This is a genomic window from Pedococcus sp. 5OH_020 (genome assembly GCF_027812955.1).
GTDB lineage: Bacteria > Actinomycetota > Actinomycetes > Actinomycetales > Dermatophilaceae > Pedococcus.
Genome location: NZ_JAPYZV010000002.1, coordinates 233,780 through 250,181, shown reverse-complemented (window position 1 = coordinate 250,181; position 16,402 = coordinate 233,780). Strand labels below are relative to the sequence as shown.

Below are 16,402 nucleotides of genomic sequence, written 5' to 3'. Positions count from 1 at the left end.
GGAGGTCGGTCAGGCGCTGCGGACTGGTGTGTCCGTCCTTCGCGGCTCTCGCCAGAGCTCGATCGTCTGGGTGAGCCAGAACGTCGCGAACTGCGTGATCAGCGCGCCCTCCAGCCAGAACACCCAGTTGTCGAGCCATCCCAGCCATGGTCCCGTCACGACGATGACGACGATCGAGGCGACCATGAGGACGAAGCCCCAGAAGTAGCGGTTCCACAGGTGCTCGCGCCACGGATGCCCGTCCTCACGTGCCTGCGAGCGCGCCAGACCGAGGCCGTTGACCAGCACCACGGCGACGATGCCGAGGAAGAGCAGCAGGGCCGAGGTCGTGTGGCCATGGCACATGAAGCCGTCGCGGTCGAACAGGAAGTACGCCGCCAGCCCGAGGAAGGCGAGGACCGACACGAGGATGGCGATGCCACTGTCGGGGGACAGCGCTCGCTCGCTCGGCGGCGTGGCGAACACCTCGATGCCCATGACGACGAGGAACGCGATGGTGGCCAGGACGAGCAGGGCGGAGACGTTGTTGGTGATGGCGGCTCGCACGTCTGGAGCGATCCCCGAGGCGACGCAGTGGTCCTCGGGGCGCGTCGGCACGAACGCGACGATGAATGCGAAGAACCCTGAGCCGTTGAGCAGGACGTCCTCGACGTCGGTGTTGCCCTGGTAGACGATCAGGCAGGCGCCAACGGCGCAGAGGCTGGCGACGAAGACCGACCGCACCGGCGTGTAGTACGACGCGCTGACTGACTGGAGCAGATGGCCCTGCGACACGACCTCGATGCCGACCGAGGTCCCCAGGAGGAGGACCAGCAGCACCATGGCCAGCCGGAGGTAGCGGTAGGTGCGCAGGAGGTCGAACTGGTAGCTGCTCGTACTGGGCATGGCGGCCCTTTCCCGTGCGGATGCCTGTGCTTGCCAGTGTCTGCCATCGCGGGACAGGAGCGGGTCCGCCGTTCGTACCGGTCTAGGGTGGGCGGCGTGAGCGAGCCGATCACCTATGCCTCCGCCGGCGTCGACGTCGAGGCCGGTGACCGTGCCGTCGAGCTGATGAAGGCGTCCGTCCGCCGGGCGACCAGACCCGAGGTGCTCGGGGACCTCGGAGGCTTCGCCGGCCTCTTCGACGCCAGTGCCCTCCGGGCCATGTCGCGGCCCGTGCTGGCCACCTCGACCGACGGTGTCGGCACCAAGGTCGCGATCGCCCAGGCGTTGGACAAGCACGACACGATCGGCTACGACCTCGTGGGCATGGTGGTCGACGACATCGTCGTATGCGGCGCCGAGCCGCTGTTCATGACCGACTACATCGCGACGGGAAAGGTCGTGCCGGACCGGGTCGCGTCCATCGTCTCCGGGATCGCGGCGGCGTGCGCGCAGGCTGGCGTGGCGCTCGTCGGAGGGGAGACGGCCGAGCACCCGGGCCTGCTGGCCGCGGACGAGTACGACGTCGCCGGGGCTGCAACCGGGGTCGTGGAGTATGACGAGCTGCTCGGACCGGGTCGAGTGGCCAGCGGGGACGTGGTGCTGGCGCTGGCTTCCAGCGGACTGCACTCCAACGGCTACTCGCTCGTGCGCAAGGTGGTCCGCGACGCGGGCTGGGCCCTGGACCGACACGTCGAGGACCTCGGCTGCACGCTGGGGGAGGAGCTGCTGAGGCCCACGCAGGTGTATGCGGCCGACCTCCTGGAGCTCGTGCGGACCGACGGGCTTGACGTCCACGCTCTCTCGCACGTGACCGGAGGAGGGCTCGCGGCGAACCTCGCCCGCGTCCTGCCGTCTGGCATGTTCGCCCACCTGGACCGGTCCACCTGGACGCCGCCTGCTGTCTTCTCGACCATCGGCGACCTGGGTCAGGTCCCGCGGGTGGACCTCGAACGCACCCTCAACATGGGCGTCGGCTTCCTCGCGATCCTTCCTCGCGACCAGGCCGACGCGGCGGCCGGGGTCCTGGAGCGCCGCGGCATCCGGGCGTGGGTGGCCGGGGAGGTCGTGGTCGCGGCGCAGGCGACGGTCGAGGAGGGCGCCGAGGTCGTCCACGGGGCCAAGGGGGTCGAGGGTGGCTCGGTCCAGGTGGTCGGCGAGCACCCGGCCTGAGCGCTGCGCCCGGGCACCTTCCTGTCCGTGCCGCGGCGACGTACCGTCGAGTCGTGGACCATCCCGAGGACGAGGATGTCGTCGTCCGGCAGTACCGGTTCCTCCTGCGCACGGCGCCCGTGGACGCGCTCGAGGCCGCTCATGCCGAGGCCCTCGACGGCCTGGGGGTCGAGTCCCGGGCGGCCGTGCTCAGGGCGGTCCAGACCGGGCTCGTGGCGGGTCTGCGGCTGCAGTGCCACCAGATACGTGAGCTGGGCCACCTCCTGACCCTCGGAGAGCGCCGGACCCCTGGGGCGGTCATGTCCACCCTCGAGCCGCACACGCTGCGCGCCCTTGCCGAGCGGGTCGTGCTGGCCGAGGCGGCGTTCGGCCTCTTCGGGGGGTATGCCGCCTGGGACGGTGCCGAGCCGGTCACGCTGGCGGAGCGGTGGACCGACGCGGGGTTCGGTGAGCCTTGGCACGACTCGCTCGTCACCCGGGTCGTCTATCGCAACTTCGTCGGTGGCCCGAGCTCGCCGGACGCCGCTTTCGGCGGGCACTGAAGGCCCTCACGCGCGACGCGGGAGTCACGGTGACTCGCGGTGCCCGGGGCGTCCGCAGTCAAACCCGGCCGTCGAGAAGTGTTCGGGCCCCCGAACGTCCCTCATTTGGTGGAGCACCGGGGCGCCGTTCGTGGGTGCCCTTGCCCTGCTGGCGTGCCTAGCCTCCGAAGAGTGGGTCTGCGCCACCTGCTCCGGCGCCAGGAGCACCATGAGCCGCCACCCCCGGTGGAGCGCCCGGAGGTGCGTCGCTACCGCTATCTGCTGCGCGCCGCGCCTCCTCAGGTGCTGGAGAAGCTTCACGCGCGCGCCCTGTCCGTCCTCGACCCCGGCGTCCGCGCCAACCTGCTCCGCACCGCACAGGAGCGCTCCAGGGCGCCGGCCGACCTGACCATCGAGGACACCGACATACTGGCCCGGGTGATCACCGAGGCGGAGCAGCGCAGGCCCGGACTCCTGGTGACGGGCTACAACGAGATGGCGCTCGGCCGGCTGGCACATCTCGTCCTGGCGGACCCCACAAGCGCGCCCTTCCTCACCGGGTACGACTCGTGGGACGGGTCAGACAGGCCGCTCCTGCCGCCGGGTGAGGACGTCGTGGTGCGGCAGTACCGCTACCTCCTGCGGACCGCCCCGCTCGACGCGCTGGAGGCGGCGCACCGCGAGGCCCTTTCCAAGGTCGACCCCGGCGACCGCGCCGTGGTGCTGCGTACCGTGCAGACGCAGCTGGTCACGGGCGCCCATCTCGGCGTGGAGGACGTGGAGCCGTTGGCGCGCCTGGTCTGCCTGGGCGAGCGCCGTGACCCGGGCGCGCTCACGGAGGCCATGCCGCCGGCTCCCCTGAAGGTGCTGGCTCAGGCGGTCATCGACAGCGAGGCGGCGTTCGGGCTGTTCGGCGGGTACGCCGCGTGGGACGGCCGGAACCCGCCCCGGCCGCAGGAGCACGACGACAGCGCCTACGGCGAGGACTGGCACACGGGGCTGCAGTCACGGGGACGAGACGGTACGTAGCGTGGCTACGACGGTTTCGGCGGCGGCACCTTAACCTGCCCCTGCCGGGGCGCGGACCAGGGGCTGGTGGGGTCACCGAAGGCCCGCTGGAGGTCCAGCGAGACCAGCCAGGCGGGCTCCCTCACGCGGCCGACTCCTGACGCCGGACGGTGCCACGGCGAAGCAGAAGCGTCAGCAGGAACGACAGGAGGAGGGCCACGAGGACGCCGAGGTTCGCGTACGCCCAGCTGCCCTCCCAGTAGTGCGAGCCGTCCTGCGCGGTCGTATACGTGCCCAGGCCGACCGGGTGCAGCAGGAACCCCTGCCAGTTGTTCCAGGCGGCGTCGTCGGCGAAGTTGTTCACCACCAGTCCCCAGCCGAGCAGAGACGTCGCGGCCATCGTTCCGACCGACACCCAGTCCCAGCCCCCGTACCGGCCCCGCGCGTCGAACAGGGCGTCCTCGTCGTAGTCACGACGGCGCAGGACGACGTCCGCGATCATGATGCCCGCCCAGGCGGCGAGGGGTACGCCGAGGGTGATGAGGAAGGACTGGAACGGGTTGATGAAGCTCTGGGCGAAGAACACCACGTAGATGGTGCCGGCGGTGAGGATCACCCCGTCGATGAACGCGGCTCGCGGGCGGGGGATGCGCACACCCAGGGAGAGGAGCGTCAGCCCCGACGAGTAGATCCCCAGCACGGCGCCGCTGACGAGCGCCAGGATGGCAGCGGCCAGGAAGGGCAGCAGGAACCAGGTCGGCAGGATGGTGGCGAGCGTGCCGATCGGGTCGGCGGCGATGCCCTCTCGGAGCTTGGCATCGGAGCCGGCGAGCGCCAGGCCGTAGATCACGAGCAGGGCCGGAGCCAGAGCGCCGCCGAACGTGTTCCAGAAGACGATCGAGGAGCCGGCCGCGCCCCGGTGCTGGTACCGGGACCAGTCGGCCGCGATGTTGATCCAGCCCAGGCCGAACCCCGTCATGACCAGGACCAGTGCGCCGACCATCTGCTGCCCCGACCCGGCCTTCATACTGCTCACCGCGTGCCAGTCGACGTGCCCGAGCGTCAGGGCGACGTAGACGACGGTCGCGATGCCCGTGACCCATGTGAGCCACGACTGCAGCCGCATGATGACGTGGTACCCGGCAACCGACGCCACCACGATCAGCGCGGCCGTGACCACGCACGCCACGATCTTGGTGCGCGTGCCGCCGCCCCAGCCCAGCTGCCTGAAGATCGTGGCTGTGGCGAGCGTGGCCAGGATGGCCAGGAAGGTCTCCCAGCCGATGGAGGTCAGCCACGAGATGACCCCCGGGACGCGCTGCCCCTTCACGCCGAAGGCGGCGCGAGACAGGACCATCGTCGGAGCCGAGCCCCGCTTGCCCGCGATGGCGATGACCCCGCAGAGCAGGAAGGACGCCACGACGCCCACCACGGTGACGACGACGGCCTGCCAGAACGAGACGCCGAAGCCGAGGACGAAGCCCGCGTAGCTGATCCCGAACACCGACACGTTGGCGGCGAACCACGGCCAGAACAGGTCACGAGGCCGCGCGGTGCGCTCCGCCTCGTCGACGATCTCGATGCCGGTGGTCTCGACCCCGAGGCGCCGAGGGTCAGCGCGCGTGGCAGTGCTCATGACCGGAGCGTAGACCGCTGCGCGCTCCTCACCTCGCACCTGGGCAGGCCTATATGGCGCTGCGCCCGTGGTGCGGGGTGACACACGAGCCGAGGCCCGCGCATGAGGTGTCAGGTCGTGGAGATCAGGTCATTGCTGACCTGAGGCCCACTTTCCGTACTCGTCGTACTCGTCCTCGCCGGCGGAGTCGTCGGAGACGCGCTCCGGCTCCGCGTAGGAGGACCCGTGCAGTTCTCGCTCAAGCGCACTCAAGTCGGTGTTCGGGGAGAAGTACTTCAGCTCCCGAGCGACCTTCGTCTGCTTGGCCTTGGCCCGGCCGCGCCCCATGGCGTGACCCCCTCATGCGTCTGCCGGGACGGCATCGCCTGGTCGAGCCACCGTGTAGGCGCCTCGGCTCAACGGAGCGGTCCCGGGAATCGTGTATATGTCGTGGGGACAACGCTACAGGAGCGATGCAAGTTTGGCGGCAGGACTACCGGCTGGTGGAGGCTCAGGGCCGCTGGCGCCTCAGCGCCCGGGCAGCCAGATGCCGCCGGACTGCTTGGCGGCCATCCGCTCCTCGGCGATGTGGTCCGCTGCCGCCGCCGGAGTGATGTCCCGCTCGGCAGCCGTCTCGAGCACCTCGAGGGTGTGGTCGAAGATCGCCGTGGCGCCCTTCTTGGCCCGTTCGAAGTCGAAACCGTGCAGCTCGTCGCTGACCTGGATCACTCCGCCGGCGTTGACGAGGAAGTCGGGGGCGTAGGTGATCCCGCGTGCCTTCAGCCGGTCCGCCGTCCCCCCGACCCCCTCGACGACGAGCTGGTTGTTGGCACCGCCGCACACCACCGTGGCACGCAGCACGGACACCGTCTCGTCATCGAGCGCCCCGCCGAGCGCACAGGGCGCATAGACGTCGATGTCCTCCCGCACCAAGGCCCCGGTGTTCGGAACGACGCGGACCTGCGGGTGGGCGGCTAGCAGCGCCGCGACCGCGCGCTGGTCGACGTCGGTGACAACCACGTCGGCGCCGTCCTCCAGCAGATGCCCGGCGAGGATGCGTCCCACCTTGCCGACGCCCGCGATCCCCACTGTGCGCCCCGAGAGGGTGGGCCGGCCCCAGAGGTGCTGGGCGCAGGCCCGCATGCCCTGGAAGACGCCGTACGCGGTGAGCACCGAGGAGTCCCCAGCGCCCCCGTTCGCCTCGGAACGGCCGGTGGCGAAGCGGGTCGTCTCGCTGACGACATCCATGTCCGCCACGTACGTCCCGACATCGCACGCGGTGACGTACCGGCCGCCAAGGCTCTCCACGAACCGCCCGTACGCGCGCAGCAGCTCAGGGGTCTTGTCCGTAGCGGGGTCGCCGATGATGACAGCCTTGCCACCGCCGAGGTCGAGCCCCGCTACCGCGTTCTTGTAGGCCATACCTTTGGACAGCCGCAGCACGTCGCTCAGCGCGGCCTCCTCGGTGGCATACGGGTAGAACCTCGTCCCGCCCAGCGCCGGCCCCAGCGCCGTGCTGTAGATCCCGATGATGGCCCTCAGACCGGTGGTCCTGTCGTGGCAGAAGACCACCTGTTCGTGCTGGGAGGTGGTGGGCGGGGGCGGCGAGGACGTGGTCACGGTGGTGACTCCTTGAGCTCGGGTGTATCGGCCGGCCGGCGCGGGTCACGCGCCGAGCCCAGCGTAATCCCGCTCACGGGCTGGACCTGTGACTAGTCCGAACGGGCCATGCCGGACCACCCGTACGGAATGTTCCCAAAGGGTCGCGGTTGTCCGATTATTAACAGACGTTCCCTGCACGAGGAGAAGTCATGGTTGCTCGCACCACCGAGGTCGAGAAGCTGCTCACACCTGCGGAGGTGGCGTCGCTGTTCCGGGTCGACCCCAAGACAGTGACTCGTTGGGCGAAGGCAGGAAAGCTCAACTCCATCCGCACACTCGGCGGACACCGCCGCTACCGAGAGGCTGAGGTCCGGGCGCTGCTGTCCGACGTCCTCTGAGCCTCGCCCGCCTCGACGACCCGGGTGCAGGGCCCGGACCGTCCGCTCATCCCTCGATCCCGGTCGACCCGTGCGGCTCACCGACCGGTTTGGACTCCGGTGACCCGCGCTCACGCAGGTAGATGCTGAACACCACCATGCTGGCGACCGCCAGGAACTCCGACTGCCAGTTCTGCAGGGTGCGGTTCCAGAAGTCCGGCGCCTTCGCGTACTCGAGCCAGCCTGCCGGCGCCTGGAGGTCCTGGATCTGCTCGGAGTTGTAGGCGCTGCGGCCCGCGACGAACTGGGCGCTCCACGAGCCGAGGAAGGCCACTCCCATGACCACGCCGAGGGAGTGCGAGTAGACGCTTCGGCGCCACCCCCCCACCTTGGCCCAGGCCGCGGCCCCAGGGGCGGCATACTGCCCGACCTTCTGCTTCTCGTCGCTCTCCCGTCCCGCGGAGTCCAACGGCTTGGACTCCGGTGAGCCGCGTTGGAGCAGCCAGACGGTCAGGACGATGTAGAGCAGGAACTGCAGGTACTCGGACTGCCAGTTCTCGGCAACGTCCACCGCGAAGCTCGACGAGGTCAGGTACTGCGCCATCGACATCATCGCCAGCCCTGCATCCGCCGCTTGCTCGTTGACCTGCGCCAGCCCGCTGACCGCCTGGCCAGCCAGAGCGCCGAGCAGAAGGACTGTGAAGGCCAGCGTGAGTCCCTGCTCCCGCAGCCACCTCATCGGTGCAGCACCGCTATGACGAAGCAGAAGGCGAGGCCCGCCGTGACGAAGACCAGGTAGGACACGAAGACCGTACGCATCTAGGTCCCCTTCACGGTGCAGTCGTAGGGCCGGTCGGTGGCCTGCGGCTTGCAGCCCGCCGCGGTGACCCGCCAGCCGTCCGGGAACAGGGCCAGGAAGAGGGTGTCGCCGTCCAGCTCCGCCATGGCGTCGGTGCCGAAGACCTGGGTCCGCCGCACGGCGTGCGCCTGGGGGAGGTCCTGCTCCCGCAGGGACTGTGGACAGGGCCCGTCCGACTCGAGGTCCTGGCGTGTCTTGGGCGCGAGGAGGCGGCACGCCTTGCCGGGGTCGTCGGCGACCGACCGCTCGAAGGACAGTGCGGCCGCGGAGGCGGCACCCTGCTGCGAACGGCCCGCCGCCCCACACCCCGAGAGCAGTACGACGCCGAGGGCCACCACGGCATACCGCGAGGTCAGGGTCGTGGACACGCATGGCACTGTAGGCGCTGGGTGCCCCACTGCAACCGCAGTCCCGCACGCCACGCCGCGCACCATGGCGCGTCCGTACGCAGTGCGAAGGGTCCACGTTCGGATGGAGGCTGCTCAACCGAATGGGGGAGCGAATGGTCAAGGCTTGGCAAAGTCGCCGCTCGCCGGTGCGCGGACCGTGTTGCATCACGAGTCGATGGAAGTCACCACGACCTTGGGAGCCCGCGTTGACCAATAGCCTCGGTCTGTTCGTGCAGGAGCAGATGTCCCACTTCGGCTGGAGCCGCGACATGCTGGCTCAGCGAGCGTGCCTGGACGAGTGGACGCTCGAGGCGATCCTGGACGCGCCGGTGCTTGCCGAGTGGCCTGACAACCAGACGATCCTGGCGTTGGCCCGGGTGTTCTCCGTGCCGGTCCGTGAGGTCGTGCTCCGGTCGGCGGAGGCGAACGGCCTCCACGTGACGTCCGCGCTGAGCACCACGGAGACGGTGCTCCTCGCGTCGAACGACGAGCTGATCCGTGAGATGCGCCGCCGCCTCGCGCTCGGCGCCCGGATGGGCGGCTACCCCACCAGCGTGGCCGTCCAGCCCTGGACGGCGCAGTCAGGCACTCAGTCCGCCTAGGTGCCAGTACCCCTAGCGGCCGTGCGCAGTCCTGCCGTCGCGTGCCGGCTGACTTCGGGAGAGGGTAGGCGCATGACGACTCCCTCCCGGCAGAGCAGCGACCGAGCCTCCGGGGCCCTGCCCGCGACCAAGTCGAGGCGGTACTGCGTGAGGGGGACCTGGGACCGCCGGCAGCTGAGCCAGTACTCCCCGAGCCTGAGGCACTGGTCGACCTTGACGACGAGGACCCGGTGCCGAGGGCGCTCGTCGTGGCGGCGGCGTGGGCCTGGCGGCTGCTGGTCATCGCCGGGGCGCTCGCGCTCCTCGTCGTCGCCCTGCGGGCCACCAGCCTCATCGTCGTCCCCCTGGCCGTCGCGGTCCTCTTCGCGGCCCTCCTGTCGCCCGTGGTGGGAACGGTGACGACCCGCACCCCGCTGCGTCGCGGCGCGGCGTCCGGAGTCGTCCTCCTGCTGACCGTCGTGGTGGTGTTCGGGCTGCTCGCCCTGGCCGGGTCCCAGCTCGCCAGTGGAGCGGGCAGCATGCGCGCCAGTGCCGAGCAGGGAGTCACGCAGGTCGCGGACTGGCTGCGCACGGGTCCGCTGCACCTGACCAGCGCCCAGCTGGGCGAGTACCTCGCCAAGGCGCAGCAGTCGCTCAAGGGCAACTCCCACGCGCTGACCTCGGGGCTGCTCAGCGCGGGGACCTCTGCCGGGCACTTCGTCGCGGGGTTCCTCATCTGTCTCATCGCGACGTTCTTCTTCCTCGCCGAGGGCGGGCAGATCTGGCGGTTCTTCGTCCGCATGCTGCCGCAGGCGGCGCAGCAGCCGACCTTCGAGGCGTTCCGCCGGGGCTGGGTGAGCGTGGGCCACTACGCGCGTACGCAGGTCATCGTCGCGGGCGTCGACGCCGTCGGGATCGGACTCGGCGCACTGGTGCTGAGGCTGCCGTTCGTCGTCCCGCTGACCTTGCTGGTCTTCCTCTCCTCGTTCGTCCCGATCGTCGGTGCCATCGTCTCCGGCGCCGTCGCGGTCCTCGTCGCGCTGGTCGCCAAGGGGCCCACTGCCGCCCTCGTCATGCTCGCTGTGGTCATCATCGTGCAACAGCTGGAAACCCATGTGCTGCAACCGTTCCTGATGGGGCGCGCGGTGGCCCTCCACCCCCTGGCCGTCATCGCCGCCGTGGCGATCGGCTCCTTCCTCCTCGGTATCGTCGGAGCGCTGTTCGCCGTGCCCGTGCTGGCGATGGCGAACAGCGTCATCCGGTACTACGTGGGCGACGACACGGTCCCCCAGCTCGGAGTGGACTCGCCACCTCCACCGGAACCGGAGGCATCGTGACCGCCCCCTTCGCGACGAACGTCCGTTCTGGTGTTCCCCGCCAACCGATCCCGTCCAGGCTCTAAGGTGCTGCCATGGCGTGGGTCCACGGCACCGAACGGTGGGGTCGCCTCCTCGACAGGGCGGACCGCCGTGCCTGACCGGGCCGCCGCGCGGCTGGAAGGCTACCTGGGGCCCCTCGCGCCCGAGGCCGACCCGACGTCCAGGATCAGCAGCCTGGACTACCGCACGCTGTTCGAGCTGCTGCCCAGCCCCTGTGTCCTCCTCGACGGCGAGCTGGTGATCCGAGACTGCAACCGGGCCTATCTCGAGGTGGTCGGGCGCTGTCCCACCGAGCTCCTCGGTCGCCGGCTGTTCGACGCCTTCCCGGACGTGACGGACGCCGGGGTACCCGCGGCCGACTCCGTACGCCGTGCTCTGCTGACGGCCCTGGCCACCGGCCGCCCGGCCGCCTTGGGAGTCCATCGCTACGACCTCCAGCTGCCGGAGGGCCATAAGGCCGCCCGTTTCTGGGCCAGCACGGTGGTGCCACTCAGCGATTCGCTCACGAAGCTCCGTTGGCTGCTGTACGCCATCCACGACGTCAGTGCCCTCGCTGCGCACCTGCCTGGAGGCGCCGAGGCCGGCGCGACCGCTCTGTCCGTGGAGGACGCGGTCCGTGCGGCCGCCGCGGTCGCGGACCAGAGCCGCCTCTTCGACGCCGAGCTGGAGGCGGGGCGCCAGCTCGGCGTCGCGGTCCAGGCGCTCATGCTGCCCCAGCTCGTGCCCGACGCCGTGACGGAGCGGGTCGCGGTCGCGGTGCGGTACCGGCCTGCCACCGAGGCGCTCGGGGTGGGCGGTGACTGGTACGACGTGGCTGACATCGGCGACGGCAGGGTGGCGCTCGCGGTCGGTGACGTCGTCGGCCACGGGGTCGGTGCGGCGTCGGTCATGGGACAGCTGCGTACGGCGCTGAGCGCCCTCACCGTCGCGGACGTGGGTCCCGCGAACGCGCTCCGCGCTCTGGACCGCATCGCGGGCACGAACCCCGACGCCACCGCCTCCACCGCCATCAAGGTCGTCCTCGACCCGGCCCAGCACATCGCCGTCTACAGCAGCGCCGGTCACCTGCCACCGCTGCTCGCACACCTCGACGGCGAGGTGGAGCACCTCGACCAGGCGCTGGGACCGCCGCTGGCCGCCGCCCCAGAGATCATGCCCCGCCCCCTCGCGACCGCGGCGGTCCGCCCGGGCGACGTGCTGGTCATGTACACCGACGGCCTGGTCGAGCGCCGCGACGAGGACATCGACGCGGGGATCCAGCGACTCGAGGATGCCCTCACGCGTCACCGCGGCCTCCCGGTGGAGGACCTGGCCGACCGCCTTCTCGCGGAGCTGGTCCCCGGAGAGGCCCTGCGGGACGACGTCGCGCTGGTCGTCGTGCGGGCGTGACGACGAGTACGGACCCCGGCAGGCAGCGATGCACGACGACGTCCAGCTGACCATCGGACGGGCGGCCCGCGTCCTGGCCGAACGCGTGCGGCCGGCGGTCCACGCGACCTCGGTGCCGCTCACCGTCGAATGGTGTGAGCTGCCCGGCGAACCGGTGCCGCCGGTGGAGGGCCTCGCGCTGGACTATGGGCCGTATGCCGTCGGGACGCCGTGGGGAGCGCCGTGGGGCACCACCTGGTTCCGGCTGAGCGGAACGGTGCCGTCGCAGTGGGCCGGCAGCAGGGTCGAGGCCCTCGTCGACCTGGGGTTCGACGCCGAGCTGCCCGGGTTCCAGTGCGAGGGTCTGGTGTACCGCCGCGACGGTGTCCCGCTGAAGGGGGTCAACCCCCGTAGCCAGTGGGTCCTGGTGTCCGAGGCGGCGCAGGCGGGACAGCACGTCGAGCTGTTCGTCGAGGCGGCCTCCAACCCCCTCCTGCTCGACCCCCACCACCCCTTCGCGCCGACGCGTGAGGGCGACCTCACGACGGCCTCCGGCACGAAGCTGTACCGATCGCGCCGGATGGACCTCGCCCTGTTCGACCGCGAGGTCTGGGAGCTGGCTCTCGACCTCGAGGTGCTGCTCGAGCTCCAGGCGGAGCTACCGCAGGGGCCACGTCGGATGCAGGTCCTCCAGGCTCTCGACGACGCGCTGGACCGGCTCGACCTCCAGGGCATCAGCGGCACTGCGGGGGAGTGCCGACAAGCGCTGGCCAGGGTGCTGGCCAAGCCGGCCAGCACCACCGTCCACAGGATCTCGGCCATCGGGCACGCGCACATCGACTCGGCCTGGCTGTGGCCGGTGCGCGAGACGGTCCGCAAGGTCGCCCGCACGACGTCGTCCATGGTCGCGCTCATCGAGGAGACCGACGACTTCCTGTACGGGATGTCCAGTGCGCAGCAGTACGCCTGGCTCAAGGAGCACCGTCCCGAGGTCTACGAGCGCGTCACCAAAGCAGTCGCGTCCGGACGGTTCGTGCCGCTGGGCGGGATGTGGGTGGAGAGCGACACGGTGATGCCTTCTGGAGAGTCTCTGGTCCGGCAGTTCCTCTACGGGCAGCGGTTCTTCGAGCAGGAGCTCGGCGTGCGGTGCCGGGGCGTGTGGTTGCCGGACAGCTTCGGGTACTCCCCGGCGCTGCCTCAGCTCGTCAGGCGGGCCGGGTTCGACTGGTTCTTCACTCAGAAGATCTCGTGGAACCAGGTCAACCGGTTCCCGCACCACACCTTCCTGTGGGAGGGCATCGACGGCTCTCGCGTCCTGACGCACTTCCCCCCGATGGACACCTACAACTCCCAGCTGTCGGGTATGGAGCTGGCCAAGGCCTCCCGTCAGTTCGCCGAGAGCCGCGTGGCGACCGGGTCCGTCGCGCCGGTCGGGTGGGGCGACGGGGGCGGCGGTACCACGCGTGAGATGACGGGCAAGGCAAGCCGGCTGGCCGCCCTCGAAGGGAGCCCGACGGTCCAATGGGAGCATCCCGACGACTTCTTCGAGCGAGCGCACGGCGAGCTGGAGCTGCGGGACCCCCCGGTCTGGGTGGGCGAGCTCTATCTCGAGCTGCACCGGGCGACCCTGACGTCGCAGCACCGGACCAAGCAGGGCAACCGCCGGACCGAGCACCTCCTCGTGGAGGCAGAGCTCTGGGCGGCCACCGCGGCCGTGCGCGCGGGCGTCGAGTACCCGCACGACGAGCTCGACTCCCTGTGGAAGCAGGTGCTGCTGCAACAGTTCCACGACATCCTCCCCGGCACGTCGATCGCGTGGGTCCATCGTGAGGCGGTCGCGCAGTACGAGCGGGTCACACGTGAGGCGGAGGCCCTGGTGGCTCGGGCGCTCGCCGCGCTCGTCGGCGAGGGCGACCGGGAGGTCGAGGCGAACCCTGCACCGTTCGTGCGACACGGCATACCGGCTGGGGGCGGGAGGGTCGTCGCGGACCCTGAGGCCCGTGCAGGGCGTGCTGCCGAACCGCGCCCCTGCGCGGTCGCCGCCGTCCGGCTCCACCATGAGGGCGGCGGCTATGTCCTGGACAACGGCGTGGTCCGCGTCGCCATCTCGGCGCAGGGGCTCGTCACCTCGGCCGTGGATCTTGCCACGGGCCGAGAGTCGGTCGCTCCCGGCCGTGAGGCGAACCTCCTTCAGCTCCACCAGGACTTCCCGAACCGGTGGGACGCCTGGGACGTCGACTCGTTCTACCGCAACCGCGTCACGGATCTGCGGGACGTGTCAAGGCTTGACGCGCGGATCGAGGCTGGCGGCGCGCACGTCGTGGTCGAGCGAGCCATCACGCCTCACTCCACCGTCCGCCAGGTGATCTCGCTCGCGGCCGGCGCGCGGGTTCTGCAGGTCGAGCAGGTCACGGACTGGCACGAGACGGAGAAGCTGCTCAAGGTGGCCTTCCCCCTCGACGTGCGGGCGCAGCACACGGTCGCGGAGACGCAGTTCGGGCACTACCAGCGGGTGACCCACAGGAACACCAGCTGGGAGGCGGCGAGGTTCGAGACCTCGATGCACCGGTTCCTGCTCGTGCAGGAACCTGGCTTCGGCGTCGCCTTGGTCAACGACTCCACGTACGGCTTCGACGTCGCGCGCGAGCCGGGGGACGAGGGCATCGTGACCTGCGTGCGGCTGTCGTTGCTGCGGGCGCCGCGCTTCCCCGACCCGGAGACCGACCAGGGGCTGCACGTGCACCGGTACGGTCTGGTCGTCGGGGCCGACGTGGCGTCGGCCACGGCGGAAGGCGCTCTCCTCAACGTGCCGGCACGTCACAGCTCCGGTGACCATGGGTTCGAGCCGCTCGTCAGCGTCCACGGCGAGGGACTCGTGCTCTCGAGCGTCAAGGAGTCGGCGGACCGGTCCGGCGACCTCGTCGTGAGGCTGTACGAGTGCCTCGGCGGGCGTACCTCCGGAACGGTCCACCTGGCCTTCCCGGGGGAGCGAGTGGTCCTGACGAACCTGATCGAGGAACCGCTGAACGAGGCTGCCCTGGAGGTTGCCCACGGGGTCGTCGAGGTGAGGCTGGGGGCCTTCGAGGTCGTCACGATGCGCGTCACCCGGCGTTGACCTACTTCTCAGTACACCTGGTCGGCTGCCGTGGCGAGCGGCTGAGGCTTGAGCCCAAGAGGGCTGGCCTCGGCCGGCTCGTTCGACACCGCTGCCCAGTCGCGCGCGGCTGCGAGCGTGTGGACCTGCTCCATCGCGGCCTGCTGCGCCATCTCCCGGAGGGCCGGAGTGACATCCATGGGCTGGGAGTTGACGAACTCGACGTCCGTGATGCCGATGAACCCGAAGATCGTCCGCAGGTAGGGCTCCTGGAAGTCGTACGCGTGCATCGGGCTGAGGGGACCGTAGTCCCCACCTCGCGAGGTGACACAGATCATCTTCCGTCCGTGCACCAGAGGGACCGCCTGGCCGAGGTCGTTGTAGGTGAACACATATCCCGGCTGGACGATGCAGTCAATGTAGTACTTCAGGGCGTACGGGATGCTGAAGTTCCACATGGGCGTGGAGATCACGTACAGGTCCGCGGACAGGAAGCGCTCGATCGCCCGCTCGATCTCTCGCCACGACTCGACGTGGGCCTTGCTGACGGGCTGGCCCATCATGATCGTGTACTTCGCCTTGATGTTGTGGCCGGCAATGGCCGGCAGGTCGTGACGATAGAGGTCCACGACGTCGACGACGAGGTCGGCATGGGCGGCCCTCAGCTCGTCGATCAACGCGTGGGACACCCGAAGGGTGTTGGAGTTCTTGTCGCGTGGCGACGCGATGACGTGCAGGAGCTTCATCGGGGTGGCCTCCTCGAGCCAGAGATGTCCCTGCACGGTCGAGGACCGATGCGTCCTCGACCGCACTCTTCTCGCTGGACCGCCTGCGAGCAAGGCCTGATTGACGTAGAGGCGGTCAAGCGCGCGCTCAGGCAGGCACCGGCACGACGCCCTCTCGCGTGGTCGCCACGTCATCCAGCCTGGTCACCGCACCGTACGTTCGGGCGTCGACGCAGACGGTCCGCGGTGGGAGGATCGGCTGCACCGGCCATCGTAGGACCGGCAGGCTTGTCCCTAGGAGGACACGTGAGCAGTCTCGGGAGCCGCGTGCAGAAGACGCTGTGGCGGTTCGGCTCGACGACGATGGTGTGGCTGTACCGGAAGTCCGGCGGACGGGTCGGCGGTCGGGTCAGGGGCCTGCAGGTCGTGCTGCTCACGGTTGCCGGCCGCAAGAGCGGGCAGCCGCGCACCGCGGCGGTCAGCTGGTTCCCGCACGGTGAGGGTCACATCGTCGTGGGGTCCGCGGGCGGCCTGCCCCAGGAGCCGCAGTGGTTCAAGAACCTTCGGCACGCGGAGAGCGCCCAAGTGCAGGTCGGGCGGGAGACGTTCGCCGCGAGCGTGAGGGTGCTCGAGGGCGAGGAGCGCGACCGGGTATGGCGGGACGTCGTCCTTGCCCGTGCCCCCAGCTTCGCGCAGTACGAGGTCAAAGGGCGGCGCACCATACCGCTGGCGGAGCTGACCCGGACCGGCTGACGTTCCCGTCCGGACGTCCCGCAGGACGCATCGCGGG

Annotated in this window: 16 protein-coding genes; 9 read left to right on the top strand and 7 right to left on the bottom strand. The window is 70.3% G+C overall.

The features are described from left to right. Positions 1 to 9: 9 nt before the first annotated feature. Positions 10 to 885: a hypothetical protein gene (locus tag PHA84_RS04680; RefSeq protein WP_270886933.1), complete on the bottom strand. Its 876-nt coding sequence runs from the start codon at positions 883 to 885 to the stop codon at positions 10 to 12. A 96-nt stretch (positions 886 to 981) separates the two neighbouring features. Between PHA84_RS04680 and purM the strand changes: the two genes are divergently transcribed. From purM to PHA84_RS04665, 3 genes are all read left to right on the top strand, one after another. Next, entirely contained in the window at positions 982 to 2,094 is a 1,113-nt protein-coding gene (purM, locus tag PHA84_RS04675; protein ID WP_270886932.1) for a phosphoribosylformylglycinamidine cyclo-ligase, read from the top strand. 53 nt (positions 2,095 to 2,147) lie between these two features. Then, positions 2,148 to 2,636, top strand: a complete 489-nt coding sequence (locus PHA84_RS04670) for a hypothetical protein (protein ID WP_270886931.1) — start codon at positions 2,148 to 2,150, stop codon at positions 2,634 to 2,636. Positions 2,637 to 2,807: 171 nt separating this feature from the next. Continuing rightward, on the top strand, positions 2,808 to 3,644 hold the full coding sequence (locus PHA84_RS04665; protein WP_270886930.1) for a hypothetical protein: 837 nt from the start codon (positions 2,808 to 2,810) through the stop codon (positions 3,642 to 3,644). Between the two features lie 121 nt (positions 3,645 to 3,765). Here PHA84_RS04665 and PHA84_RS04660 read toward each other — a convergent pair whose 3' ends face one another. The 3 genes from PHA84_RS04660 to PHA84_RS04650 form a co-directional block, all read right to left on the bottom strand. Then, positions 3,766 to 5,259 carry a purine-cytosine permease family protein gene (locus tag PHA84_RS04660; protein WP_270886929.1) on the bottom strand — a complete coding sequence of 498 codons (1,494 nt, stop codon included), beginning with the start codon at positions 5,257 to 5,259 and terminating at the stop codon, positions 3,766 to 3,768. A gap of 129 nt (positions 5,260 to 5,388) precedes the next feature. Next, on the bottom strand, positions 5,389 to 5,586 hold the full coding sequence (locus PHA84_RS04655) for a DUF3073 domain-containing protein (RefSeq protein ID WP_270886928.1): 198 nt from the start codon (positions 5,584 to 5,586) through the stop codon (positions 5,389 to 5,391). Positions 5,587 to 5,766: 180 nt separating this feature from the next. Beyond that, entirely contained in the window at positions 5,767 to 6,858 is a 1,092-nt protein-coding gene (locus tag PHA84_RS04650) for a Glu/Leu/Phe/Val dehydrogenase dimerization domain-containing protein (protein ID WP_270886927.1), read from the bottom strand. A gap of 191 nt (positions 6,859 to 7,049) precedes the next feature. Between PHA84_RS04650 and PHA84_RS04645 the strand changes: the two genes are divergently transcribed. Next, positions 7,050 to 7,238 carry a BldC family transcriptional regulator gene (locus PHA84_RS04645; protein WP_270886926.1) on the top strand — a complete coding sequence of 63 codons (189 nt, stop codon included), beginning with the start codon at positions 7,050 to 7,052 and terminating at the stop codon, positions 7,236 to 7,238. Between the two features lie 46 nt (positions 7,239 to 7,284). Here the strand turns inward: PHA84_RS04645 and PHA84_RS04640 are convergent, their stop codons facing one another. Further along, positions 7,285 to 7,956, bottom strand: coding sequence for a DUF6766 family protein (locus PHA84_RS04640; protein WP_270886925.1), 672 nt, complete (start codon positions 7,954 to 7,956; stop codon positions 7,285 to 7,287). Positions 7,957 to 8,036: 80 nt separating this feature from the next. Continuing rightward, positions 8,037 to 8,444 carry a hypothetical protein gene (locus PHA84_RS04635; RefSeq protein WP_270886924.1) on the bottom strand — a complete coding sequence of 136 codons (408 nt, stop codon included), beginning with the start codon at positions 8,442 to 8,444 and terminating at the stop codon, positions 8,037 to 8,039. A 227-nt stretch (positions 8,445 to 8,671) separates the two neighbouring features. Here PHA84_RS04635 and PHA84_RS04630 point away from each other — a divergent pair, with 227 nt between their 5' ends. The 4 genes from PHA84_RS04630 (at position 8,672) to PHA84_RS04615 (ending at position 14,908) form a co-directional block, all read left to right on the top strand. Further along, positions 8,672 to 9,067 carry a hypothetical protein gene (locus tag PHA84_RS04630; protein WP_270886923.1) on the top strand — a complete coding sequence of 132 codons (396 nt, stop codon included), beginning with the start codon at positions 8,672 to 8,674 and terminating at the stop codon, positions 9,065 to 9,067. A gap of 230 nt (positions 9,068 to 9,297) precedes the next feature. Then, positions 9,298 to 10,383 (top strand): AI-2E family transporter, encoded by a 1,086-nt coding sequence (locus PHA84_RS04625; protein WP_270886922.1) that lies wholly within the window; start codon positions 9,298 to 9,300, stop codon positions 10,381 to 10,383. A gap of 132 nt (positions 10,384 to 10,515) precedes the next feature. Next, positions 10,516 to 11,814: a PP2C family protein-serine/threonine phosphatase gene (locus PHA84_RS04620; protein ID WP_270886921.1), complete on the top strand. Its 1,299-nt coding sequence runs from the start codon at positions 10,516 to 10,518 to the stop codon at positions 11,812 to 11,814. 28 nt (positions 11,815 to 11,842) lie between these two features. Further along, complete coding sequence (locus PHA84_RS04615) at positions 11,843 to 14,908, top strand: alpha-mannosidase (RefSeq protein WP_270886920.1); 3,066 nt, start codon at positions 11,843 to 11,845, stop codon at positions 14,906 to 14,908. An 8-nt stretch (positions 14,909 to 14,916) separates the two neighbouring features. Here the strand turns inward: PHA84_RS04615 and PHA84_RS04610 are convergent, their stop codons facing one another. Then, positions 14,917 to 15,633 (bottom strand): FMN-dependent NADH-azoreductase, encoded by a 717-nt coding sequence (locus tag PHA84_RS04610; RefSeq protein ID WP_270886919.1) that lies wholly within the window; start codon positions 15,631 to 15,633, stop codon positions 14,917 to 14,919. Positions 15,634 to 15,918: 285 nt separating this feature from the next. Here PHA84_RS04610 and PHA84_RS04605 point away from each other — a divergent pair, with 285 nt between their 5' ends. Further along, a complete protein-coding gene (locus PHA84_RS04605) occupies positions 15,919 to 16,365 on the top strand; it encodes a nitroreductase family deazaflavin-dependent oxidoreductase (protein WP_270886918.1) in 447 nt (148 codons plus the stop codon). The last annotated feature ends 37 nt before the right edge of the window (positions 16,366 to 16,402 follow it).

What these genes read in the sequence shown, in the direction of transcription:
- PHA84_RS04680 (WP_270886933.1), bottom strand. Translation starts at nt 885, where the DNA reads ATGCCCAGTACGAGCAGCTACCAGTTCGACCTCCTGCGCACCTACCGC.
- PHA84_RS04660 (WP_270886929.1), bottom strand. Translation starts at nt 5,259, where the DNA reads ATGAGCACTGCCACGCGCGCTGACCCTCGGCGCCTCGGGGTCGAGACC.
- PHA84_RS04655 (WP_270886928.1), bottom strand. Translation starts at nt 5,586, where the DNA reads ATGGGGCGCGGCCGGGCCAAGGCCAAGCAGACGAAGGTCGCTCGGGAG.
- PHA84_RS04645 (WP_270886926.1), top strand. Translation starts at nt 7,050, where the DNA reads ATGGTTGCTCGCACCACCGAGGTCGAGAAGCTGCTCACACCTGCGGAG.
- PHA84_RS04640 (WP_270886925.1), bottom strand. Translation starts at nt 7,956, where the DNA reads ATGAGGTGGCTGCGGGAGCAGGGACTCACGCTGGCCTTCACAGTCCTT.
- PHA84_RS04615 (WP_270886920.1), top strand. Translation starts at nt 11,843, where the DNA reads ATGCACGACGACGTCCAGCTGACCATCGGACGGGCGGCCCGCGTCCTG.
- PHA84_RS04610 (WP_270886919.1), bottom strand. Translation starts at nt 15,633, where the DNA reads ATGAAGCTCCTGCACGTCATCGCGTCGCCACGCGACAAGAACTCCAAC.